The 21352-nt window shown below is 55.2% G+C and carries 20 protein-coding genes and 3 tRNA genes; 6 read left to right on the top strand and 17 right to left on the bottom strand.

The features are described 5' to 3' along the window. Positions 1-2: 2 nt before the first annotated feature. The 5 genes from NLK58_RS00495 to NLK58_RS00475 form a co-directional block, all read right to left on the bottom strand. Positions 3-854, bottom strand: a complete 852-nt coding sequence (locus tag NLK58_RS00495; protein WP_341581694.1) for an SHOCT domain-containing protein — start codon at positions 852-854, stop codon at positions 3-5. Positions 855-937: 83 nt separating this feature from the next. Continuing rightward, positions 938-1408 carry a GNAT family N-acetyltransferase gene (locus tag NLK58_RS00490; protein ID WP_341581693.1) on the bottom strand — a complete coding sequence of 157 codons (471 nt, stop codon included), beginning with the start codon at positions 1406-1408 and terminating at the stop codon, positions 938-940. A 115-nt stretch (positions 1409-1523) separates the two neighbouring features. After that, entirely contained in the window at positions 1524-1886 is a 363-nt protein-coding gene (locus NLK58_RS00485; RefSeq protein ID WP_065761995.1) for a cupin domain-containing protein, read from the bottom strand. 171 nt (positions 1887-2057) lie between these two features. Further along, positions 2058-2294 (bottom strand): hypothetical protein, encoded by a 237-nt coding sequence (locus tag NLK58_RS00480; protein ID WP_106762053.1) that lies wholly within the window; start codon positions 2292-2294, stop codon positions 2058-2060. A 91-nt stretch (positions 2295-2385) separates the two neighbouring features. Continuing rightward, positions 2386-2766, bottom strand: a complete 381-nt coding sequence (locus NLK58_RS00475) for a hypothetical protein (protein WP_341581690.1) — start codon at positions 2764-2766, stop codon at positions 2386-2388. 811 nt (positions 2767-3577) lie between these two features. Between NLK58_RS00475 and NLK58_RS00470 the strand changes: the two genes are divergently transcribed. Then, positions 3578-4564, top strand: coding sequence for an integron integrase (locus NLK58_RS00470; protein ID WP_341581688.1), 987 nt, complete (start codon positions 3578-3580; stop codon positions 4562-4564). On the opposite strand, the gene NLK58_RS00465 is transcribed toward NLK58_RS00470, so the two are convergent. Next, the gene (locus tag NLK58_RS00465) at positions 4561-4836 is read right to left on the bottom strand and encodes a YrhK family protein (RefSeq protein WP_341581687.1); all 276 of its coding nucleotides are present in this window, start codon (positions 4834-4836) and stop codon (positions 4561-4563) included. The genes NLK58_RS00470 and NLK58_RS00465 overlap by 4 nt on opposite strands. A gap of 17 nt (positions 4837-4853) precedes the next feature. Beyond that, positions 4854-5201: a 4a-hydroxytetrahydrobiopterin dehydratase gene (locus NLK58_RS00460; RefSeq protein ID WP_341581686.1), complete on the bottom strand. Its 348-nt coding sequence runs from the start codon at positions 5199-5201 to the stop codon at positions 4854-4856. 128 nt (positions 5202-5329) lie between these two features. Between NLK58_RS00460 and imuA the strand changes: the two genes are divergently transcribed. Genes imuA through NLK58_RS00445 form a run of 3 tightly spaced genes read left to right on the top strand, consistent with a single transcriptional unit; the run spans position 5330 to position 10566 of the window. Next, entirely contained in the window at positions 5330-6019 is a 690-nt protein-coding gene (imuA, locus tag NLK58_RS00455; protein WP_117620491.1) for a translesion DNA synthesis-associated protein ImuA, read from the top strand. A 9-nt stretch (positions 6020-6028) separates the two neighbouring features. Further along, on the top strand, positions 6029-7447 hold the full coding sequence (locus NLK58_RS00450; RefSeq protein WP_117620209.1) for a DNA polymerase Y family protein: 1419 nt from the start codon (positions 6029-6031) through the stop codon (positions 7445-7447). Next, positions 7447-10566 (top strand): error-prone DNA polymerase, encoded by a 3120-nt coding sequence (locus NLK58_RS00445; protein ID WP_341581683.1) that lies wholly within the window; start codon positions 7447-7449, stop codon positions 10564-10566. The genes NLK58_RS00450 and NLK58_RS00445 overlap by 1 nt, the downstream gene beginning before the upstream one ends. Positions 10567-10779: 213 nt before the next feature. On the opposite strand, the gene NLK58_RS00440 is transcribed toward NLK58_RS00445, so the two are convergent. The 4 genes from NLK58_RS00440 to dbpA all read right to left on the bottom strand — a co-directional run bounded on the left by NLK58_RS00440 (position 10780) and on the right by dbpA (position 15792). Further along, complete coding sequence (locus NLK58_RS00440) at positions 10780-12102, bottom strand: sodium ion-translocating decarboxylase subunit beta (RefSeq protein WP_227539377.1); 1323 nt, start codon at positions 12100-12102, stop codon at positions 10780-10782. Positions 12103-12115: 13 nt separating this feature from the next. Continuing rightward, on the bottom strand, positions 12116-13903 hold the full coding sequence (gene oadA, locus NLK58_RS00435; protein WP_341581682.1) for a sodium-extruding oxaloacetate decarboxylase subunit alpha: 1788 nt from the start codon (positions 13901-13903) through the stop codon (positions 12116-12118). A gap of 40 nt (positions 13904-13943) precedes the next feature. Then, entirely contained in the window at positions 13944-14195 is a 252-nt protein-coding gene (locus tag NLK58_RS00430) for an OadG family protein (RefSeq protein WP_117620205.1), read from the bottom strand. Positions 14196-14418: 223 nt separating this feature from the next. Continuing rightward, the gene (dbpA, locus tag NLK58_RS00425; RefSeq protein WP_117620204.1) at positions 14419-15792 is read right to left on the bottom strand and encodes an ATP-dependent RNA helicase DbpA; all 1374 of its coding nucleotides are present in this window, start codon (positions 15790-15792) and stop codon (positions 14419-14421) included. A gap of 106 nt (positions 15793-15898) precedes the next feature. Between dbpA and NLK58_RS00420 the strand changes: the two genes are divergently transcribed. After that, positions 15899-16435: a DUF2058 domain-containing protein gene (locus NLK58_RS00420; protein ID WP_117620203.1), complete on the top strand. Its 537-nt coding sequence runs from the start codon at positions 15899-15901 to the stop codon at positions 16433-16435. Between the two features lie 253 nt (positions 16436-16688). Continuing rightward, positions 16689-18545, top strand: coding sequence for a methyl-accepting chemotaxis protein (locus tag NLK58_RS00415; protein WP_117620202.1), 1857 nt, complete (start codon positions 16689-16691; stop codon positions 18543-18545). Between the two features lie 75 nt (positions 18546-18620). Here NLK58_RS00415 and NLK58_RS00410 read toward each other — a convergent pair whose 3' ends face one another. From NLK58_RS00410 to NLK58_RS00385, 6 genes are all read right to left on the bottom strand, one after another. After that, complete coding sequence (locus NLK58_RS00410; protein WP_117620201.1) at positions 18621-18812, bottom strand: hypothetical protein; 192 nt, start codon at positions 18810-18812, stop codon at positions 18621-18623. Positions 18813-19265: 453 nt separating this feature from the next. Further along, a tRNA-Arg gene (locus NLK58_RS00405) sits at positions 19266-19342 on the bottom strand. Between the two features lie 26 nt (positions 19343-19368). Then, positions 19369-19445: transfer RNA gene (locus tag NLK58_RS00400), tRNA-Arg, on the bottom strand. Between the two features lie 63 nt (positions 19446-19508). Beyond that, positions 19509-19598 (bottom strand) — tRNA-Ser (locus NLK58_RS00395). Positions 19599-19724: 126 nt separating this feature from the next. After that, complete coding sequence (csrA, locus tag NLK58_RS00390) at positions 19725-19922, bottom strand: carbon storage regulator CsrA (protein WP_008172808.1); 198 nt, start codon at positions 19920-19922, stop codon at positions 19725-19727. 182 nt (positions 19923-20104) lie between these two features. After that, positions 20105-21343 carry an aspartate kinase gene (locus NLK58_RS00385; protein ID WP_117620200.1) on the bottom strand — a complete coding sequence of 413 codons (1239 nt, stop codon included), beginning with the start codon at positions 21341-21343 and terminating at the stop codon, positions 20105-20107. Positions 21344-21352 lie beyond the last annotated feature (9 nt).

Here is a 21352-nt window from a genome sequence, read left to right as displayed (position 1 = left end):
GATTACTGGGATGCACTGTCGCACATTTTATTTAAGAGTGCGTTGGCAATCATCTTGTTTTGAGGAACACCATTCATTTCTATTGCTTGGAATTCAAAAGACTGTTCACTTTCATTTATTTTTAACTGGAGTGTGGCTCTAACTTCCTTATTTGCGTACATAATATCTCCTTCTATATTTACAAACTCAACTCCACTATCAGATACTCCAGACGCCCAAGAAGGATTGCCCATAAAACTATTTACCAATTCTTCTACTGTGTGACTTTTACATGTATAAAGGCTTCCGTCCTTAACCATTGCTACACTTGGATCATCTGAAGATAAGTTGAATCCAGACTTGTTCGTTGACTCAAATACCGCCGTTACTATAATTAGTGAAAAAATTAATCCTATAGCTATTATTATTGGTTTAAACCATCCCTTTTTTTCGTATTCATCATTATATTTTTCTTTTACATATTTTGTTTGACTTTTGGACGCGGTGAAATACCAAAATAGAAGCCAGATAATACCAATTCCACTTCCATATTTTGCCAGTCCAGGGACAATTAATACTAGAAAAATTATTAAACAGCCGAGGTATACCCAAAGCATCGAACTTTTTGATTTATTCTGCTCTCCAAGACTCTTCCAGTTTTTGGCCTGAAGAAATGCGCCAAAGATTGGGCTAAAAAGTAGGCTCCAATTCGCGGCTGCAGTTGGATTCCAAATTTCTATTGACTGGGGTCCAGAAGCAGTGTCTTGGCTATTGCCAGGACTAAGAATTTCAGCCTTCTTCCTCTGAAACTCTTCTTCCGTTAATGCACCGCTGTCTTTTAATTTAGCTAGCCTTTCAAGATCATCTACACTCATTTTTCTTCTCCACGTCCTGTGGTTGATAGATTGCTAGACATTGGACGCATGAAATGCCTAACGCGAAAACGAAGCGGCGCGTCTCACGCGTCCGCCTTCCGTGACTTGTTAGGGCCGCCGAGCTCTTTCGCGTATACCTTTGTCGTTTTCATGAGCTCAAAACCGATTGAAGGGTAAAACTCATGAGACTCCAAGCGACGCACATTTGATCGGACAAGAACTCTTAGGAGACCCAAATTTTGAGACCATTCTTCAACTGCGTTTACCAACAACTGCCCTATGCCGGACCTTCTACAACTTGAGCGCACGACCAGCCCAGTAATTTCTGATATGAATCCCTGATCAAGCGATATGCGTTTTTCTACAGCGGCCCACCCAAGAACTGAGTCATCAGAAACGGCCACAAATACCTGATGATTTGAGGAACTCACCAATACTTCGAGCCATTCAAGAGTTTCGGGCTCGGTTACTTGATAGCCCCACTCGAGAACTAATTCGTGTATCCCCTTCAGATGTTCTCTATTTGCGGCCTGAACCGAAACTTCCATATTCATCTGGGAGCCCTAACGCCCGGCTCACGCGCCGGTTTGTAGCTGCGAAGCAGCGGAAAACCGGTCGCCGTGCAGCCGATTGTTAGAACGTAGTAACTTGGCACTCATATGTGGCTGTTTATTTTTCAGCCAACGCAAAACCGGCATTGGCCGGCGCAACCACTGAGACAAATATAAAAGGTTCTGGGCCAGAGTTCATTGCACCATGTACTTGCCCAGGTTTTGCGATGGCAATATCTCCAGCTTTAATATGAGTGGCTACGCCGTCACCTTGATAGTACTCGGCTTCTCCTGAGATAACCGTCCAAGTATCTTGGCCGTGAGGATGGACATGGGCAGCTATTTCCTGCCCAGGGTGGGCGTGCCAAACAACAATGACGGAGTCGTTGGTTTCCAGAACAACCGAACGAATCGGTTCGCCGTTAGACGGACGGACATATTCATCCACCGAAAAAATCCGCGATTCCGTTTCTGCTTTCATGTTCACACCTCATTTAAAACTGATTGGACACGTACTAAAAACGCAACTGCGCCTGGACGTTCTAACGCCGAAGCACAGCGGCGACCTTGGAGTGGCGACGAAGGAGCCACGTAAAGGGCGTCCGGCGGCCATCGGCCGCGAACTGCTGCGCCTTGTTAAATGTTGCGGCCACTACGCTGGCACCTTGTTTATTAATATTGAGCTTTTACCTTTATAGTACTCTGTAGCGAATACAGTTTTATTGCTTTCATAAGCAGCAATCTGGATCCACTCTTGTGCTTCACCAAGAGATACTTCTTTGTAGTCTGGGAGCAGAAGATAGCCACCGGGATATCTCTCTATAAAATCGTCAAGAGCATCCCAGCCTTGCAGCCATAATTCTTCTTGCTCTAAGTTGGTGAGCACCATTCCCAATCCTTGGTGACATTTAACGCCTTGGGTAAGCTGCCGGTACGGAGCGCAGCGTAGTACCGGTCAGCTTCACCCACTGGTTAGCAGTTTACTCGATCCAAAATCCGGCAATCTGGTTTTGCCCCATAGCCATCTTTATGAGGCTATCGGACTCTGAACTTGAAGACACCACCTTCCATAGATGAACCTTGAACCCTTCCTGATTGAGAACCCCCAAATACTCAGGTTGGTATCCACCTTTGAATCTTGAGGATAGAGACCTTGAAAGGGTTTCGAACTGCTCTGCACTGATGGCTTTCCGAAAATTTGAATCAGTATGTTCCAGAAATTGCTGATAATCGTTTGAAGCAATAGCACTAATTTGTGAATGGAGCAAAACCTCGATCGATGGCTTGGCTTTCGTATCTGCAAGCAGCAATGATGAAAAGACTGATAACAAAATCAGTGCCGTGAGTGCGAACCTATTCAAAACTTGGAATCTCCTTTTCCTACCTGCTAACGAAAGAGGTTAAGCGGCCCTGGCGCCAGCCAGGGTCCGACTTAACGTGTGGTTATACGGATCGTCCTGAATGACTCTCATGTTCCCCTTCATTGACAGACCACTCCACACTCGGAAGACAACCCTGGAAAGCTATCAGGCAAATGGTTAGCGCGGACGCAGAAGATGCGAAGGCACGGAACAAAGGCGACCACGATCGCTGATTGATCGGCCTTCCCTCAAGAGCCGGAACAGAGCGGTTTAAGCCGGGTCTTAACCGTCTGTTCCGGCTCTTGAGGGTAGCAGGGAGAGCGCTCAACGGCGATCCGCATTATTTGTTTTCTTGCAGCAGGTTCCAAAACCAGAAAAATACTGTTTACATATACAGTACTGTCCGATAACCTCCGGAAAAACGGCAAGAAAACCTTTGCACCCTCACCAACCGCTATAACAGCTAATTATACGAACGCGTTCGTATATCACCCGTTCGTAAAACTCCACTCAAGATTTCTCAGGAAAACGCCTGATTCTCTCTCAAAAACAGAGTCTTGAGAACCATTTACCATGGCTACCGCCGGAGTTATACGCTCATTCCTGAGCCACTCCCGCTCTTGGCCATGGGCGTATAACTCCGCCCTTCCTGTTCCAACTTTTCAACCCTATCAGATAGTTACCTTATTTTCACACTCGGTGTTTTGGAGTTTTGCGAACGCGTTCGTATAATTCCGCGAAATATCAGCCTCTTGACTTCGTCGCAAATCAAGATACTGTATATAAAAACAGCACTTCAGGATAACTGGATATGGATATCCCTACCCCGATACCGGCGCAACCAACCCGGCTTCTGGACAAGGTTCGGAGTTTTTTGCGCCTGCGAGGCATGGCGTACAAAACAGAGAAAACTTACCTGTTCTGGATCAAACGCTTTATTCGCTTCCATGGCCTGCAACATCCTCAGGATATGGGCTCTCCGGAAGTCGAAGCATTCCTGTCGCACCTGGTTTTACAGGTGAACGTCAGCGTCTCTACCCAACGAGTCGCATTGAACGCCTTAGTATTTTTGTATCGGGAGTTTTTGGGCCAGCCTCTGGACGAACTGAACTTTGAGCGTGCAAGAAAACCGGTAAAGCTTCCAACGGTATTCAGTGCGGAAGAAGCCAAGTCTGTAATCCGCAATCTGGAAGGTGAATACAAGCTCGTTGCCATGCTGCTCTATGGCTCCGGCTTACGCATCAACGAAGCTCTGCGCTTGCGGGTTAAAGATGTTGATTTTGATATGCAGCAACTGATTGTTCGAAGCGGCAAAGGCAGTAAAGATCGGATTACGCTATTGCCGGATCGGCTTATCGCACCGGTGCAACAGCAAATTGATTCCGCGTTGCACCAGCATCAGGCAGATCTCTTGAAGGGATTTGGCTCTGTTTATCTTCCAGCCGGCCTGGCGCGCAAGTATCCGAACGCCAGTCAGGAGCCCGGCTGGCAATATATCTTTCCCGCCCCAGAGCCGTCACGGGATCCTCGCTCAGGTATTCGCAGGCGGCATCACTTGCTGGATCGAACCGTTCAAAAGCATATTCGTCGCGCTATTCAGGCGGCTGGCATCCACAAGCTCGCCGGGAGTCATACCTTTCGCCACAGCTTTGCCACACATCTGCTGGAGGCCGGCTATGATCTGCGCACCATACAAAAGCTCCTTGGCCACTCGGATGTGCGCACAACGGAAATCTACACACACGTCGTTCGCAAAGGTGGATTCGGTGTTCGCAGCCCTGTTGACGAGGGTTTCTAACTCTCCCAGTTACTGGCGGGAATTCGCTGTATGTGGATGTGACTGATGAGACGGATGGCCGGGCGAATCAGGAACTGGAAACTGCCAACGATAAACAGCCAGATAGCCGCCTTCTCATATTCGGGGAACAGAAACAGGATACTGCCCACGAGGAACCAGATGGCGATGAAAAAGTCGTTGATGATGCTGATCACTTCGTAGCGGCGGCGAATGATCAGCTCTTCATTTCCCAGTTTCAGGGTCAGTGGGCTGTCGGTACGGTCTTCAATCATACGGCTTACGGCCCGGGTTATTGCAGGTCGTTAAAGGCAGCATCGGTTCGTGCCGCCAGGATGAAGTCGTTTTTGTGCAGGCCGCCGATTTCGTGGCTCCACCAGCTTACCGCGACTTTTCCGTATTCCAGAACAATCACGGGGTGATGATTCTCGGCTTCGGCGAGATCGCCGATCTTGTTGGTGAATTCCAGAGCCTTAACAAAGTTTTTGAGTTTGAAGATCTTGTGAAGCTGCTCTTCTCCATCAATGTCCAGAATTTCCCAGTCCGGAACGTCTTTGTGCAAGCGCTGCTTCTCTTCCCCGGTAGCCTTGGGCGCGTTCGGGCTGCACGCTTCGCAGCTGTGCTCTTTCAGGTCACTCATCTCAACCTCCATGGCTGATGGCTGTACTATAAGCGTGGGTCTGGCCGTTCGTTTTATCAACCCTTCCCTTGAAATCCCGCCACTCTCAATATACTGTATATTTAAACAGTATATTGAGAATGTTCATCATGAGCGAGCTTCTGAACACGCTGATGCAGGATGCCCGTGTCTGGCAGGGGCGCCGTCACGTCCAGACCACACAACCTGCGGAACCAACCGGGTATCAGGTTCTGGATAACCAGCTTGGCGGCCTGGGCTGGCCCCGGGGCGCCCTGAGCGAATGCCTTCTGGATGCACCGGGTATTGGTGAGCTGCATTTGCTGCTGCCACTCATGCAGCGGGTGTGTGGAGAAGGTAAAACCGTGTTCTGGCTGAATCCGCCACACACCCCCTATGCGCCAGCCCTTGCCCGGGAAGGCGTAAATCTGGACCAGGTGGTTCTGATCCATGCTGAGGATGAGGGCGACTTTCTGTGGACACTGGAAAACTGCCTCCGCTCACCGGTAACGGGGCTGGTGATGGCCTGGCCCGGAAAACTGGCCTCCCGGGAGGTCCGGCGCCTGCAACTGGCTGCCGAAGCCGGTAGCAATGTGTGCGTGCTGTTCCGGGAGCGGCGTTACGCCGGGCAGAATTCTCCGGCCGCACTGCGCCTGGAGCTGGAGCCGGGTGAGCAGCAGGATCTTACGGTAAATGTGCTGAAACGCCGGGGAAGCTGGCCCGGGCAGCGCTGTTCACTGGCCATGGCCCAGCGGGCCGGCCTTTCGTTTCGTGAAACTACCCGGACCATTCGCGGGCCCTGGTCGGATTCAACCGGGTAATAGCTCTCCATGCTGTGGCTGTATTTGCATTTTCCACACCTGTTGCTGGACCATATTCGCCGCTCCCGTGAAGACCAGGGCGCGCTGGTGATTGTGGAAGGCTCTGGCCAGAAGGTGATCCAGGCCTGCCCCGAGGCCAGGGCCCAGGGCATACGTAGCGGCATGCGCCTGAAAACCGCCATCGGTCTGGTGCCGGATCTGGGCATGGTGCGCGCTGATGAGGCTCAGGAAGTCAGAATCCTGGAAGATCAGGCCCGCTGGCTGTATCGCTACGCCGCCTATATTGTGCTGGTTCCGCCGGATGGCCTGCTGACTGAGATCGGCAGCCTGCAGAAGCTGTATGGCGGGCTGCCCACCGTTTGGCAAACGGTGGAACAGGGGCTGAATGAGCGCCAGTTGAATGCCTGGATCGGGATTGGCTACACGCCCCTGGCAGCCCGCCTGATTGCCCGTGCGGGCAAGGGGGAATGCACAGCCGATAAGGACCATATTCAGCGAACCCTGAGCCAGATGCCCCTGTTGGCTGCCGAATTCGATGAGAAAGCCTGCACGCGTCTGCAGCGCCTGGGACTGAGCACGCTGGGGGAGGTCTTTGATTTACCGTCCAATGAGCTGGCACGCCGCCTGTCTCCTGAGCTGCTGGCTTACATCCAGAAAATCCAGGGCACACGGCCGGATCCGCGAGCACCCTGGCAACCGCCCCACTCTTTCCGGCAGCAGGCCGATTTTGTGCGGGAGATCGAGCACACCCAGGGGCTGCTGTTTCCGCTCCAGCGCATGCTCACGGAACTGGAGGAAGACCTTTGCTGGCGCCAGCAGGATACCGACAGCCTGAGGCTGGTTCTGAAACACCGGCACTCGGAGCCTACCCGTTTACACATCCGAACCTCCGGGCCGGAACACCGGGCCGGGAACTTTCTGAACCTGATCCGGTTGCGACTTGATCAGCTTTCGCTACAGGCGCCGGTTATCTCGCTGATGCTATCGGTGAAGCGTTTCATGCCCCGGGAAAAGCCATCCGGGCAGGACCTGCTGGGAGAAACCCAGGATCTGAATGAAGCCTGGCATACCCTGATCAGCCGCTTGCAGGCGCGCCTTGGGGAACAGGCGCTCAAACAGCTCTCGCCCCAGGCCGATCATCGCCCCGAACGGGCGTGGTCCGCTTCAGAAGTACTGCGCAAACCCGGAGCCCGGTTAAAGCCGGACGGAAAGCTGCCACGGCGCCCCCTCTGGCTGTTGAAAGGCCCGCAACCGCTTGCCGAAGCGCCGGCCGCCTGGTTCGCCGGCCCGGAGCGGATCAGCGGTGGCTGGTGGGATGGCCAGCGGGTACACCGGGATTACTACATTGCCCAACTAAACAACGGCCAGTTGGCCTGGATTTTCCGGGATCCCCGGGAGGGCTGGTTTGTGCATGGCTGGTTTGGCTGATGGCTGAACGTCAGTATGCAGAACTGTTCTGCTTCAGCAATTTCACCTTCCTGACCGGAGCCTCTCACCCACACGAGCTGACCGAACGGGCGCACGAGCTCGGCTACGCGGCTCTGGCGATCACCGATGCCTGTTCCGTGGCCGGCATTCCCCGGGCCTGGGCGGCACTGTCCGAAAGCCCGGTCAAGCTGATTACCGGCAGTTGGTTCGAGCTTTCCGATGCGCCCAAAGGCGCAACCACACCCCGCTTTATCCTTCTGGCACGGACCCGTAAAGGCTATGGCCAGCTCTGTCAGCTGATCACTACCAGCCGCCGCCGGGCGGAAAAAGGCCAATACCAGTTATTCGCCCGGGACATTGAAACCCACCCTCTCGACGACTGCCTGTGCCTGTGGCTGCCACCCTCACCTGCCGAGGCAGAGTCCGATCAGGCTCTGGCCTGCGGAGAATGGCTGAACCGCCTGTTTGATCCCCGGCTCTGGATTGCCGCCGCCCGCACCCTGGAATCCGGCGAGGAACAGCGGCTTGCGCGGATTCGCTGGCTGGCCGGGCAGATACGCATCCCGGTTGCCGCCGTGGGTGAAGTGCATATGCACAGCCGGGAGCGTCAGCCCCTGCAGGATGTGCTTACAGCCTTGCGCAATCACACCAATCTTGAACACGCTGGCCACTGCCTGTTCCAGAATGGTGAACGATACCTTCGGCCCTTGCCCGTTCTTCAGCGGCTGTTTCCCGAAACCTGGCTGAACGAAACCCTGGCCATCGCCCGGCAATGCATCTTTGAGCCCGGCAGCCTGCGCTACGAATACCCGCCGGACCTGGTGCCGGAAGGGGAATCTCCCGCCAGTTACCTGAAGCGCCTGACCCGTGAAGGCGAGCGAAAGCGCTATCCCGGGGGTACACCGCTTCAGGTTCAGAACCTGATCCGCAAGGAGCTGGGCCTGATCTCGGAGATGAAGTACGAGCATTACTTCCTCACCATCCACGACATCGTGGCCTTTGCCCGCAGTCGGGATATCCTGTGCCAGGGCCGGGGCTCCGCCGCCAACTCCGCCGTCTGTTACTGCCTGGGCATCACCGAGGTGAACCCGACCCGGGTTGAACTTCTGTTCGAACGCTTCATCTCCAAAGACCGTAACGAACCACCCGACATTGATGTGGATTTTGAGCACGAGCGCCGGGAAGAAGTCATCCAGTACATCTACCGGCGCTACAGCCGGGAGCGGGCCGCCCTCGCCGCCACAGTGATCCGTTACCGTCCTCGCAGTGCTATTCGTGATGTTGGCAAAGCCCTCGGTTTTGATCCCGCCCTGGTAGAACAACTGCTGGAAGGCATCGACTGGCGGGACAAGGCCACCAACTGGCGCCAGCAGATTCTGGACAAGAAAATCACCCGCAATCCGCAGGTGGCGGACCAGTTCTTCACCCTGGTAAACACCCTGCTCGGCTTTCCCCGCCATATGTCCCAACATGTAGGCGGTTTTGTTATCAGCGCCGGCCCACTGGCCGAACTCGTCCCGGTCGAAAACGCCGCCATGGCAGACCGCACCGTTATCCAGTGGGACAAGGATGACCTGGAAAGCCTGGGCCTGATGAAAGTGGATGTGCTGGCTCTTGGCATGCTTTCAGCCATACGCAAGGCCCTGGAGCTGATCAGCGACGAAAAGGGTCAGCCATTCCGGATACAGGACATCCCCCCGGAAGACCGGGCGACCTACGCCATGCTCCAGAAAGGCGACAGTATCGGCGTATTCCAGGTGGAGTCCCGGGCCCAGATCAACATGCTCCCGCGCCTGAAACCGGAAACCTGGTACGATCTGGTAATCGAGGTGGCCATCGTGCGGCCCGGCCCCATCCAGGGCGACATGGTGCACCCCTACCTGCGCCGCAAACACGGCCTGGAGCCAGTGGACTATCCTAACGATGCCGTACGAAAAGTCCTGGAGCGCACCCTGGGCGTGCCCATTTTCCAGGAACAGGTCATCAAGCTGGCCATGGTGGCCGCCGGTTTCTCCGCCGGCGAAGCCGACCAGCTCCGCCGGGCCATGGCCGCCTGGAAATCCCACGGCGACCTGACCCCGTTCCGGGAAAAACTGGTCACCGGCATGCTCGAACGCGGTCACGACGCCGACTTTGCCGAACGGCTCTACCAGCAAATCTGCGGCTTCGGCGGCTACGGCTTCCCCGAATCCCACGCCGCCAGCTTTGCCCTGCTGGTGTACGCCTCCGCCTGGATCAAACGCCACCATCCGGCCGCCTTCTACTGCGCCCTGCTGAACAGCCAACCCATGGGGTTCTATTCCCCCTCGCAACTGGTCCAGGACGCCCGGCGCCACGACGTTACCGTACTCCCGCCAGACGTGAATGCCAGCCAGTGGGACCACACCCTGGAAGGCAAGGAACACCACCTGCGCCTGGGCCTGAGAATCATCCAGGGGCTCTCCGCCAGCGGTGCCGAACGCATCCACCAGAACCGCCCGGCAGCCGGCTACCGCTCCGCCAGTGAACTCCGTCGCCTGGCCGTACTGAACCAGCGTGACATGGAGCTCCTGGCCGGCGCCAACGCCATGCCCACATTCACCACCAACCGCCACCAGGCTTACTGGCAACTACTCGACCACGAACAGCCCGCCGAACTGTTCGCCGAAGAAACCACCGTCGACTGCCAACCGGAATATTGCCACCAGCTACCGGAACCCACCGAAGGCCAGAACGTATTGGCCGACTATGCCAGCCAGGGCCTGACCCTCCAGCGCCACCCCCTGGCCCTGCTCCGGGAACAGGGCCACCTCCGGTTCTGTCTCAGTGCCGAACAACTGAAAACCACCAAAGCCGGCATCCCCGTCCAGGTCGCCGGCCTCGTCACCGGCCGCCAGCGCCCCGGCTCCGCCTCCGGCGTGACCTTTGTGACTCTGGAAGACGAAACCGGTAATGTGAATGTGGTGGTGTGGCTGGAAACGGCGCGGCGGCAGCGGAAGCCGTTATTGACCGCCCGGTTGTTGCACGTGAAGGGCGTTCTGGAACGGCAAGGGGATATCGTGCACGTAATGGCAGGAAAGCTTTCGGACCTCACTCATTTAATAAAAACGCTTCCGGTCGGTTCCAGGGATTTTCACTAAAAGTATTACGAAAAGTTGGAGAGCCTGCCGGAACTCCCCTCCCAGGAATGTTGGAGGCCATGGATGGCCGGAAACAAGCGCACATGGGTGAGGCCGAGCGTTTATGAAAGGAGGCTCCATATCCGCTCAAACTCACGAATTGTCAGTCCTATGAAACGAGAAAACCCCGTGAGGCCAAAGCCCAACGGGGTTTCTCAAAGCAGCGGAGAGAGATCAGCCCAAAAGCTTGATCATCACACCAGCAGCAACCGCAGAGCCGATAACACCAGCCACGTTCGGGCCCATGGCGTGCATCAGCAGGAAGTTATGCGGATTGGCTTCAAGACCAACCTTGTTGGACACCCGCGCTGCCATCGGCACCGCGGACACACCGGCTGAACCAATCAACGGGTTGATCTGCTCCTTGCTGAACTTGTTCATCAGCTTCGCCATCAGAACACCACACGCAGTACCCACAGCAAACGCGCCGATACCCAGCGCCAGAATGCCCAGGGTCTGGGCATCCAGGAACTTGTCCGCCATCAGCTTGGAGCCAACAGACAGCCCGAGAAAGATAGTCACGATGTTAATCAGTGAGTTCTGGGCGGTGTCACTCAGACGCTCAACCACGCCACACTCACGCATCAGATTACCGAAGCAGAACATACCCAACAGCGGCGCCGCATCCGGCAGGAACAGCACCACAGCGATCAACACCACCAGTGGGAAGATAATCTTTTCTTTCTTGCTCACCGGGCGCAACTGGGACATCTTGATCTTGCGCTCTTCCGGAGACGTCAGCGCCTTCATGATCGGCGGCTGGATCATCGGAACCATCGCCATATAGGCATAGGCAGAGACCGCAATCGCACCCAGCAGGTGCGGAGCCAGAACGCTCGATACGTAGATCGACGTCGGACCGTCAGCACCACCGATGATACCCACGGCTGCCGCTTCCAGGATCGTGAAGTCCAGAATGCCGGCCCAGTCCAGTAGCGCCGCACCCAGCACTGTACCAAAGATGCCGAACTGAGCCGCCGCACCCAGCAGCATGGTCTTGGGGTTCGCCAGCAACGGGCCGAAGTCGGTCATTGCACCCACGCCCATGAAGATGATCAGCGGGCCCACGGTGCTACCGATAACCACCAGATAGAAGTTGTACAGCATTCCGTTACCGTACCCGAAGTCCTGTGCCAGACCATTAGCCATGACGACCTGGGCAGAGCTCGCTTCTTTATAGGCGTGCTTGAACGCATCCATGATTTCCGGCGTCACCGCCTGGCCAGCCTGATAGGCAACATCCAGTGCGCTGGCGAGCGCCGCCAACACTTCCGGCTTGCCGTAGTGAATGGCATTCTCAGCGGCCGACAGGGCAAGCCCCGCCTCCGGAATGTTCGCCAGAATACCACCGAAGCCAATCGGCACCAGCAGCAGCGGCTCAAATCCCTTACGAATCGCAAGGTACAGAAGAAGCAGGCCGACGGCGATCATCACCCCCTGGCCTGGTGTCATATTGAACAGGCCACTACCTGTCCACAATGTCATTAATTTATCCATGGAATGCTGGCCCTTATGCGATTGTCAGCATTTCATCATCAGGAGAGACGGCATCACCGACCTTGATGAAGATTTCACCGATAGTACCGGCCTTGGGTGCGCGGATCTCGGTTTCCATTTTCATGGCCTCGAGAATGATCAGCACATCGCCCTCTTCCACGGCGTCACCCGGAGAAACCAGAACCTTGAAGATGTTGCCGCCCAGAGGCGCAACCACCGGCTCACCTTCACCAGCAGCGGGTGCCGGTGCGGAGGAAGCCACCGGTGCAGAAGCTGCACCACCCTCACCCTGAATCTGGGTGATCTCACCACCTTCGGAAACCGCAACCACAAACTTCTTGCCGTTCACTTCCACGGTGTAAGTCTCGGGGCCGTCAGCCTTCCTGGCAGGAGCGGCACTTTCTGCGGCCGGAACCGGCTCGAAGGCGTCCGGGTTGTCACGGTTTTCCAGGAACTTCAGGCCAATCTGCGGGAACAACGCGTAGGTCAGTACGTCGTCTACGGTGTTTTCCGCCAGCTTGATGCCCTTGTCGTCCGCCAGCTTCTTGAGCTCGTCGGTCAGCTTGTCCATTTCCGGCTCAATCAGATCCGCCGGACGGCAGGTAACTGGCTCTTTTCCATCGAGGACACGCTCCTGCAATTCCTTGTTCATCGGCGCCGGTGCAGCGCCGTACTCGCCTTTCAGGATTGCAGAGGTTTCTTTGGAGATGGACTTGTAGCGCTCGCCAGTCAGAACGTTCAGCACCGCCTGGGTACCCACGATCTGGGAAGTCGGAGTTACCAGCGGAATGAAACCCAGGTCTTCGCGAACCTTGGGAATCTCTTCCAGAACCTGATCGAACTTATCGCTTGCGTTCTGTTCGCGCAGCTGGTTTTCCATGTTGGTCAGCATGCCACCCGGTACCTGGGCAATCAGGATGCGGGAATCGGTACCACGGAGACTGCCTTCAAACTTCGCGTACTTCTTGCGTACCTGGCGGAAGTAGCTGGCGATTTCTTCAAGCAGGTTCAGGTCAAGACCGGTATCCCGATCAGTACCTTCCAGAATGGCGACCACGGCCTCGGTGGGCGAGTGACCGTACGTCATACTCATGGAAGATATAGCGGTGTCAACGTTATCAATACCGGCTTCCGCTGCCTTGATGGCGGTGGCAGTCGACATGCCAGTGGTGGCGTGGCACTGCATGTGAATCGGAATATCCAGTTCTTTCTTCAGACGGCTGACCAGATCGAACGCCACATAAGGCTTGAGAATACCCGCCATATCCTTGATGGCAATGGAGTCCGCACCCATGTCGGCGACTTCCTTCGCCAGCTCTACCCACATGCCGATGGTGTGCACCGGGCTGGTGGTGTAGGCAATCGTGCCCTGGGCATGCTTGCCGGTCTTACGGACGGCCTTGATGGCGCGATCCAGGTTACGGGGATCGTTCATCGCATCAAAAATACGGAACACGTCGACGCCGTTCTCGGCGGCACGCTCACAGAAACGGTCCACCACATCATCCGCGTAATGACGGTAACCCAACAGGTTCTGGCCGCGCAGAAGCATCTGCTGCTGGGTATTGGGCATGGCTTTCTTCAGCTCGCGGATGCGCTCCCAGGGGTCTTCGCCCAGGTAACGGATGCAGGAATCAAAGGTAGCCCCCCCCCAGGATTCCAGTGACCAGAAACCGACCTTGTCGAGTTTCTCGGCAATAGGCAGCATGTCATCCAGCCGCATACGGGTGGCAAGCAGGGACTGGTGGGCGTCACGCAGGATAACGTCCGTAATCCCCAGCGGTTTCTTTGTGTCAGTCATCGTGTCAGCCTTCTGTTTAAAGGTTCTATCTTTTACCGGATCACTTCTTGTGGCGGGCCCGGAATTGTGCAATTGCCTTTTTAATGGCCTCGGCAGTGTCGGGGTCAACCGACGCAGGCGCCTTCGGCTTGGCACGTGGCGTTTTGGCCGGGGTTGCCGGCTCTGGCGGCGCAAACCGCCCTATGAGTTTGGACATGAGGAGCGTCGCGACTACCAGAATAATCAGGAACACGAACACAAACCCCATTCCGGCAATCATCAGATCGACGGCCTGTGACATCAGGTCATTCATATCGAACAGCTACCTGTATTGATTTATGTTTCTTCCGAACCCTGCCCGGCCTGACCAGTTAGACCAAGGTCTAACGCCATTCCGTCACAATTCGGGTGGCAAAATCCTGCGTAATTTACCGTTTTCAGTAGCCCCGGGCAACCTGAATGCGAAAATCTATACGGAGTTTCCGAGTGTCGAGGCCCATAATGACAGACACCATGGCGCCCGAAGCAATTCTCATTCAGGCATACCGGACGCGTATTTTGCGGCCTTTGACCTTGCCACTTTCCAATCTGGACAAAGCTTTGCCTGCCTGCGACTTCTCAACAGCCACAAAACACTGATGATCAAACAGATCTATCTTGCCAACCGCCTTGCCGGGAATGCCAGCATCTCCCGTGAGTGCCCCCAAAACATCTCCTGGACGGATCTTGTCCTTGCGACCACCAGCAATGCACAGGGTTCGCATGGCAGGAACAACCGGTTTTGCCGGCGTAGCCAGAAGCGATTCAGTGTCTCCCCAGAGCGCGCTACGCCCCCGCTCGGATTCAATCCGGCTGATCTTATGTCCCTGGGCCGGCGTGCAGAAGGTAACTGCATGGCCCTGCTCCCCTGCTCGCCCGGTACGTCCGATGCGATGGGTGTGAACTTCAGGGTCCCGCGCCGGTTCCGCATTTATGACGAGCGGCAGGGACTTGATATCCAGACCACGGGCAGCCACGTCGGTGGCAACCAGAATCGAACAGCTTTGATTACCAAAACGCACCAGCACACTGTCACGATCCCTTTGTTCCAGATCACCATGCAACGCCAGCGCCGAAAACCCCCGATTGCCCAGGTCTTCCGCCATCTCGTCACACTGCTGTTTTGTGGTACAGAAAACGATACACGACTCAGGCTGTCTCCCGGAGAGCAGTGCCACAATGGCATCCGCCCTCTGCCGGGGCGACACCTCGTAGAACAGCTCTTCGATGTCCGGATTCTCGCCAGCGGTTTCCGCGCGCACGTCCACCGGGTCTTTCTGATACTGTTTGCTGAGTTCACGGATCGGAGCCGGCCAGGTTGCCGAGAACATCATGGTCTGCCGCGAGCCTGGCGTCTGCGAGAGGATGTCTTCCATGGCATCCTGAAATCCCATATCCAGCATCCGGTCTGCTTCATCAAGAACGACAGTCTTCAGGCGCGCGAGCGAGAGAGTCCCCTTGCGCAGGTGGTCCTGAACCCGTCCCGGCGTGCCGACAACAATGTGCGCCCCATGACTGAGCGAACCGATCTGCGGCCCGATCGACACACCTCCGCACAGGGTCAGTATCTTGACGTTCTCGCGGGCGCGGGCCAGCTCCCTCAACGCCTTCGCCACCTGATCCGCCAGCTCCCGGGTCGGGCATAAAATCAACGACTGCACCGCAAACAACCGTGGATTCAGCCGCTCAATCAGACTGATGCCAAATGCAGCGGTTTTACCACTCCCGGTTTTTGCCATGGCAATCACGTCTTTACCGGCAAGCCCTGGCGCTAATGCCTTTGCCTGTATCTCGGTGGGTTTTGTAAAACCCAGCTGCTCAAGATTTGCACGCATGGCAGAAGACAAACCGAAGTCATTAAAAGAAGACATAAAAGAAAATCCCGGAATCAGCGGATGCTGGTTATGAAGGCAATAATGAGGGCGTATACTAGGCCAGAATGATACCAGAATTTGCAACTAAAGAACGGAGTTACTGATGGCAACCCTTCAGGACCAATTGCTGAAAGCCGGCCTTGCCGATGAGAAAAAAGCCAAAACCATTCGCACTGAAAAGCGCAAGCAACGTAAGCAGCAACCCAAGGGCGCGGTTCAGGTTAACGAAGCCGAAATCCGGGCACGCCAGGCCCGCGAAGAAAAGGCAGAACGGGACCGTCAGTTGAACCTTGAGCGCCAGCACGCGGCTGAGAGGAAAGCAATCCAGGCACAGATCCGCCAATTGGTTGAATCGAACCGCCTCGACCGAAGCCGGGGGGAAACCTCCTATCAGTTTGTCCATGGCAAGAAGATCAAGAAGATTTTTGTAGACGACAAAATGGTCGATCAGCTGTCCCGCGGCCGACTGGCCATTGTCCATGTCAACGACAATTACGAGATCGTGGCAGAGGGCGTTGCCCGGAAGATTCTGGAACGTGACGAAAATGCCGTTGTCGTGCTCCACGATCGCAAGAAGGATGACGCGGGAGAAGATGATCCCTATGCGGGTTATGAGATCCCCGATGATCTGATGTGGTAAACCGGCGGCTCAATTCTGATAGCTTTAAATTCTCAGCAACCCTCTATTCCGTATCACGTTCGAAAACACCCGGCAATCAACTGTAACGGTAAAGTTCTGGAATACGCAGCCGTAAACCGACTTAATATAAGTCAAACAAAAGGCACTTTAACTCTTCAGGGCGCATCAGAACGCCTCCCGGTTTCCACAACCAGGGCGAGAAGCGATAAAGGCTGAACCGGCAAATCTCACCTCCTCCAGGGACATTGAATCAATGCGTTTTCCAGAACTCTTCTCCAATATGACCATCCGGACCAGGCTGGCCAGCGGCTTCGCCATCCTGCTGTTACTGACCATTCTGGTGGGCGTGGTGGGTGACCGCGCCCTGGACAGCTACAGCAAAATGTCAAATATTGTTGCCATGCTGGGGCAAGTGAATACCGGCCTTACGGAAGCTCGCGTGGAAGAGAAGAACTTCCTTTTGACAGGCGAAGCTGATGCAGTCACCAAAACGCAAGCGCAAGGCGACCGCGTTCTCGAACTAACCAACGAGATAAAACCCCTGCTGGAGGTCAGCGAAGACGTTAACAAGCTGGGCCGCATTCAGTCTGGTGTAAAACAGTATCAGCAACTGATGGGAGAGGTTGAGAAAAACATCAGTGATCGGGAAAAGGCCCTCAACCGCCTTGAGACCAGTGCCAGAATTTTCGGGTCGTCCCTGAAGGCCCATAGTTCGCTGTTCTTTGCCTCAGCGATTTTCGAGGATATGCGCCGGTCAGAACGAAAGTTTCTGATCGAGCATGATGACGCCAGCGTCAAGGCGTTTCTTGGCGATGCCAAAAGGGTCCAGAGCCCGCTGAAATCAGCTGCCATCACTGCCGAAGAAAAAGAACAGATCAACGCGGCGCTCGACACCTATGCCAACGAGTTCCGTACGGCTGTAGAACTGACCCAAACGGGCAGCCGCTTATCGGAGGAAATGGTCAGTACAGCGAGAAGCGCCATTGAGTCTGCGAACAGCCTCCGTGCCCTGCAGGCCGAAAAAATGGAAACGGACCGTCAGCAAGCATCCTGGCTGATTTTTGGCGCGACAAGTATCGCTCTGGTGCTCGGTATATTAATGGCCTATCTCATTACCCGCTCGATTGTGGCACCGGTCAACCAGGCGGTAGACATCGCATCTGAAGTTGCTTCCGGCAACCTGACGGTCGACATAAACGCCTCTGGAACCAATGAGATTGGCCGCTTGATGGCTGCCCTGGCGACCATGGTCACCAGCCTCCGGGAACTGGTCAGAAGCATCGAATCCGGCGCCTCCAACATCGCAGCTTCCTCCGAGGAACTGTCTACAGTCACCAGCCAGACCAGCGACGGCATTAATCGCCAGAAACAGGAGACCGATCAGGTCGCAACCGCGATGAACGAGATGGCAGCTACCGTTGGCGAGATTGCACGGAGTGCAGAGCAGGCATTTTCGGTGGCAACCGATGCCGCCAGCCAGGCGAGCGAGGGTGAGCGGGAAGTTCGGGAAACAGTCGAGCAAGTTAACAACCTGGCCCGGGAAGTAAACCAGAGCATGGAAACCATTCAGGGCCTGCAAAAGGAAACCGCCAACATCGGCACTGTCCTGGATGTCATCAAATCCGTGGCCGAGCAGACCAACCTGTTGGCGCTCAATGCTGCCATCGAAGCGGCGCGTGCCGGTGAGCAGGGCCGGGGATTCGCTGTGGTTGCTGATGAAGTTCGCTCCCTCGCCCAACGGACCCAATCGTCGGCTCAGGAAATCGAGACACTGGTAACCTCGCTTCAGAGTAGTGCGGGAGATTCAGTATCCGCCATGGAATCCAGCACCACCATGGCCTCCAACACGCTGGAGCGCGCGAAAGCGACGGGAGCTACCATTGAGCTCATAACCAGGGCCGTTGAGGATATCAAACAATACAACAGCCAGATTGCCACGGCATCCGAACAACAGACATCGGTGGCTGAAGAGATCAACCAGAACATTACCAGAATCAGGGACGTGACCGATCAGTCCGCAGCCTCATCCAACCAGACCGCAAGCTCCAGCAGCGAACTGGCCAGGCTCGGCAGCGAACTGCAGAACCTGGTTTCCCGCTTCAGGCTTTAAGCCAGCCAATAGCAAAGAGGGACCGGAAACAATTCACCGTTCCCTGCGCCCTCTGCTTTTGTACCAGCCAATATTTTAGTTGAGCTGGTGCCGCTCGAAGATCTCCAGGATTTCCCGTTCGGTCTCGGCGGGCACGCTGACTTTCACCACCTTGGCTTCCTCGTCGATGAAAATGTTATCGCGCGGGATACCGGTTGCGATCAAATCGTCCCAGGCATTCTTGGCCTGGACGTGATCTTGGTAGGCGCCGTTTATTGTCTTATTCATGAATAGACCTCTTGCTTGCTAAACAATTTCCTTGCACCTTAGAGGTTAGGCGGAGACGAGATTTACGCAAATATTAATCAATCGGAAATTGACCAAGCGCAAATAAAACCCCGCGCGGGGCCGCCGTCGCGCTGCTCCGGCGTTCCTCAACCCACTGCGTGGGTTTCGGTCGAACCTCTTATCGGCTCCAATCCTCCCAGCTATACAAAGCAAAACGCCTCAATCTGTGGGGTACACAGACTGAGGCGCTTTGGTCTTGATATGGCGCGGCTGGGAGGATTATGCGGACCTTCGGCCCTTCCCCTTCGGGGCCGCCGTCGCGCTGCTCCGGCGTTCCTCAACCCACTGCGTGGGTTTCGGTCGAACCTCTTATCGGCTCCAATCCTCCCAGCTATACAAAGCAAAACGCCTCAATCTGTGGGGTACACAGACTGAGGCGCTTTGGTCTTGATATGGCGCGGCTGGGAGGATTCGAACCTCCGACCGCCTGGTTCGTAGCCAGGTACTCTATCCAGCTGAGCTACAGCCGCTTAAAACGGATGGCAAGGTTGATCGATGGCGCGGCTGGGAGGATTCGAACCTCCGACCGCCTGGTTCGTAGCCAGGTACTCTATCCAGCTGAGCTACAGCCGCACATTGATCACTTGCTGTGGTTGAATACTACATCAACCTGTCTCTCTTTTCCCGTGAGGGAAATGGCGGAGAGGGAGGGATTCGAACCCTCGGTACGATTGCTCGTACGGTTCCTTAGCAGGGAACTGGTTTCAGCCACTCACCCACCTCTCCTTGAGAACGGGGCGTATACTACCATAATTTTTCTGATTTCATAGGGTTGACACGAGTTTTTTCAGCCTCGATATCCCCGAAAATCAAAAAAGCCGTTCAGGCTTCCCATGAACGGCTTTTCGTCTCTCAGCTGTTGCCGGGTTCCGGCTCTTCGGAGCCTTTTTCCGACTGAATTCGCTGATAGATTTCTTCGCGATGTACCGCAACTTCCTTCGGGGCATTGACGCCAATGCGCACCTGATTGCCCTTCACTCCCAGAACGGTGACGGTGATATCGTCGCCGACCATCAGAGTTTCGCCTACGCGGCGAGTTAGAATCAACATATCCCTTACTCCCTATCCAGAGCTACCTGTTCCGACAAATGGTTTTATCTACTTTTTACTTTTATAGTGAGATCACTGACTGGACAACAGACGCATATTCCCTTATACGGGGCAGCGATGTCATAGGCTCAGTTAATGAATCTCTTTTTTATACAGCCCCGCAGACCGACCTGTTACCTGCGTTACCGGGCCTCGTCTACCCCGGGCTTGTCGAGTTCGAATGCACTGTGAAGGGCACGAACCGCAAGCTCAAGATATTTCTCATCGATCACCACGGAAATCTTGATTTCCGACGTGGAGATCATCTGTATGTTGATACCTTCATTGGACAACGCTTCAAACATTTGAGTTGCAACACCGGCGTGGGAGCGCATACCAACACCCACAATGCTGACTTTCGCAATTTTGCTGTCCCCGCCTACTTCTCGAGCACCCAACTGATCGGCAACGCCCTGGAGTACTTCCCTGGCACGCTTAAAATCATTTCGGTGCACCGTAAAGGTAAACGCAGTTCTGTTATCCTCACCCACGTTCTGGACAATCATGTCCACTTCAATATTGGCATCGCTTATGGGCTTGAGAATCCGCAGAGCGCTGCCCGGAGTATCGGGCACACCGGATATTGTCAGTTTGGCTTCGTCACGGTTAAAAGCAATGCCGGAAACAACCGGTTGTTCCATGGCGTTTTCATCCTCAAGAGTAATCAGGGTGCCTTCCCCTTCCTGGAAGCTGGAAAGAACCCGTAATGGAACGTTGTATTTGCCTGCGAATTCCACAGAACGAATCTGGAGAACCTTGGAGCCAAGGCTCGCCATTTCGATCATTTCTTCAAAGGTAATACGCTCAAGACGCCGGGCGCTGTCCACCACACGGGGATCGGTGGTATACACGCCATCCACGTCTGTGTAGATCTGGCACTCATCAGCCTTTAGCGCTGCTGCCAGAGCCACTGCGGTGGTATCGGAACCGCCGCGGCCCAGCGTTGTAATATTTCCATTTTCATCAATGCCCTGGAAACCGGCCACGACAACCACCCGACCCGCATCAAGGTCTTCCCGCATACGCTGCTCGTCGATCTGCTTGATCCGGGCCTTGGTATGGGTGCTGTCTGTGACAATCCGTACCTGGGAGCCGGTGTATGAGCGCGCTTCACAACCACGCTTTTGTAGTGCCATGGACAAAAGCGCAATCGTAACCTGCTCACCCGTGGACACGAGCACGTCCATTTCACGGGGAGTCGGCTCCTCCATGATGTTGTTGGCAAGGGCAATGAGTCGGTTGGTTTCACCGCTCATGGCGGAAACCACGACAACAACATCATGACCTTCCTTGCGGAAACGGCACACCTTCTCGGCAACCGCTTCGATACGCTCGGTGGTCCCCACCGAGGTGCCACCGAATTTCTGAACCAACAGAGCCATTATCTTCCA

The organism is Marinobacter metalliresistant, assembly GCF_038098645.1.
Classification (GTDB): domain Bacteria; phylum Pseudomonadota; class Gammaproteobacteria; order Pseudomonadales; family Oleiphilaceae; genus Marinobacter; species Marinobacter metalliresistant.
This window is presented reverse-complemented; position numbering and strand designations above follow the sequence as displayed.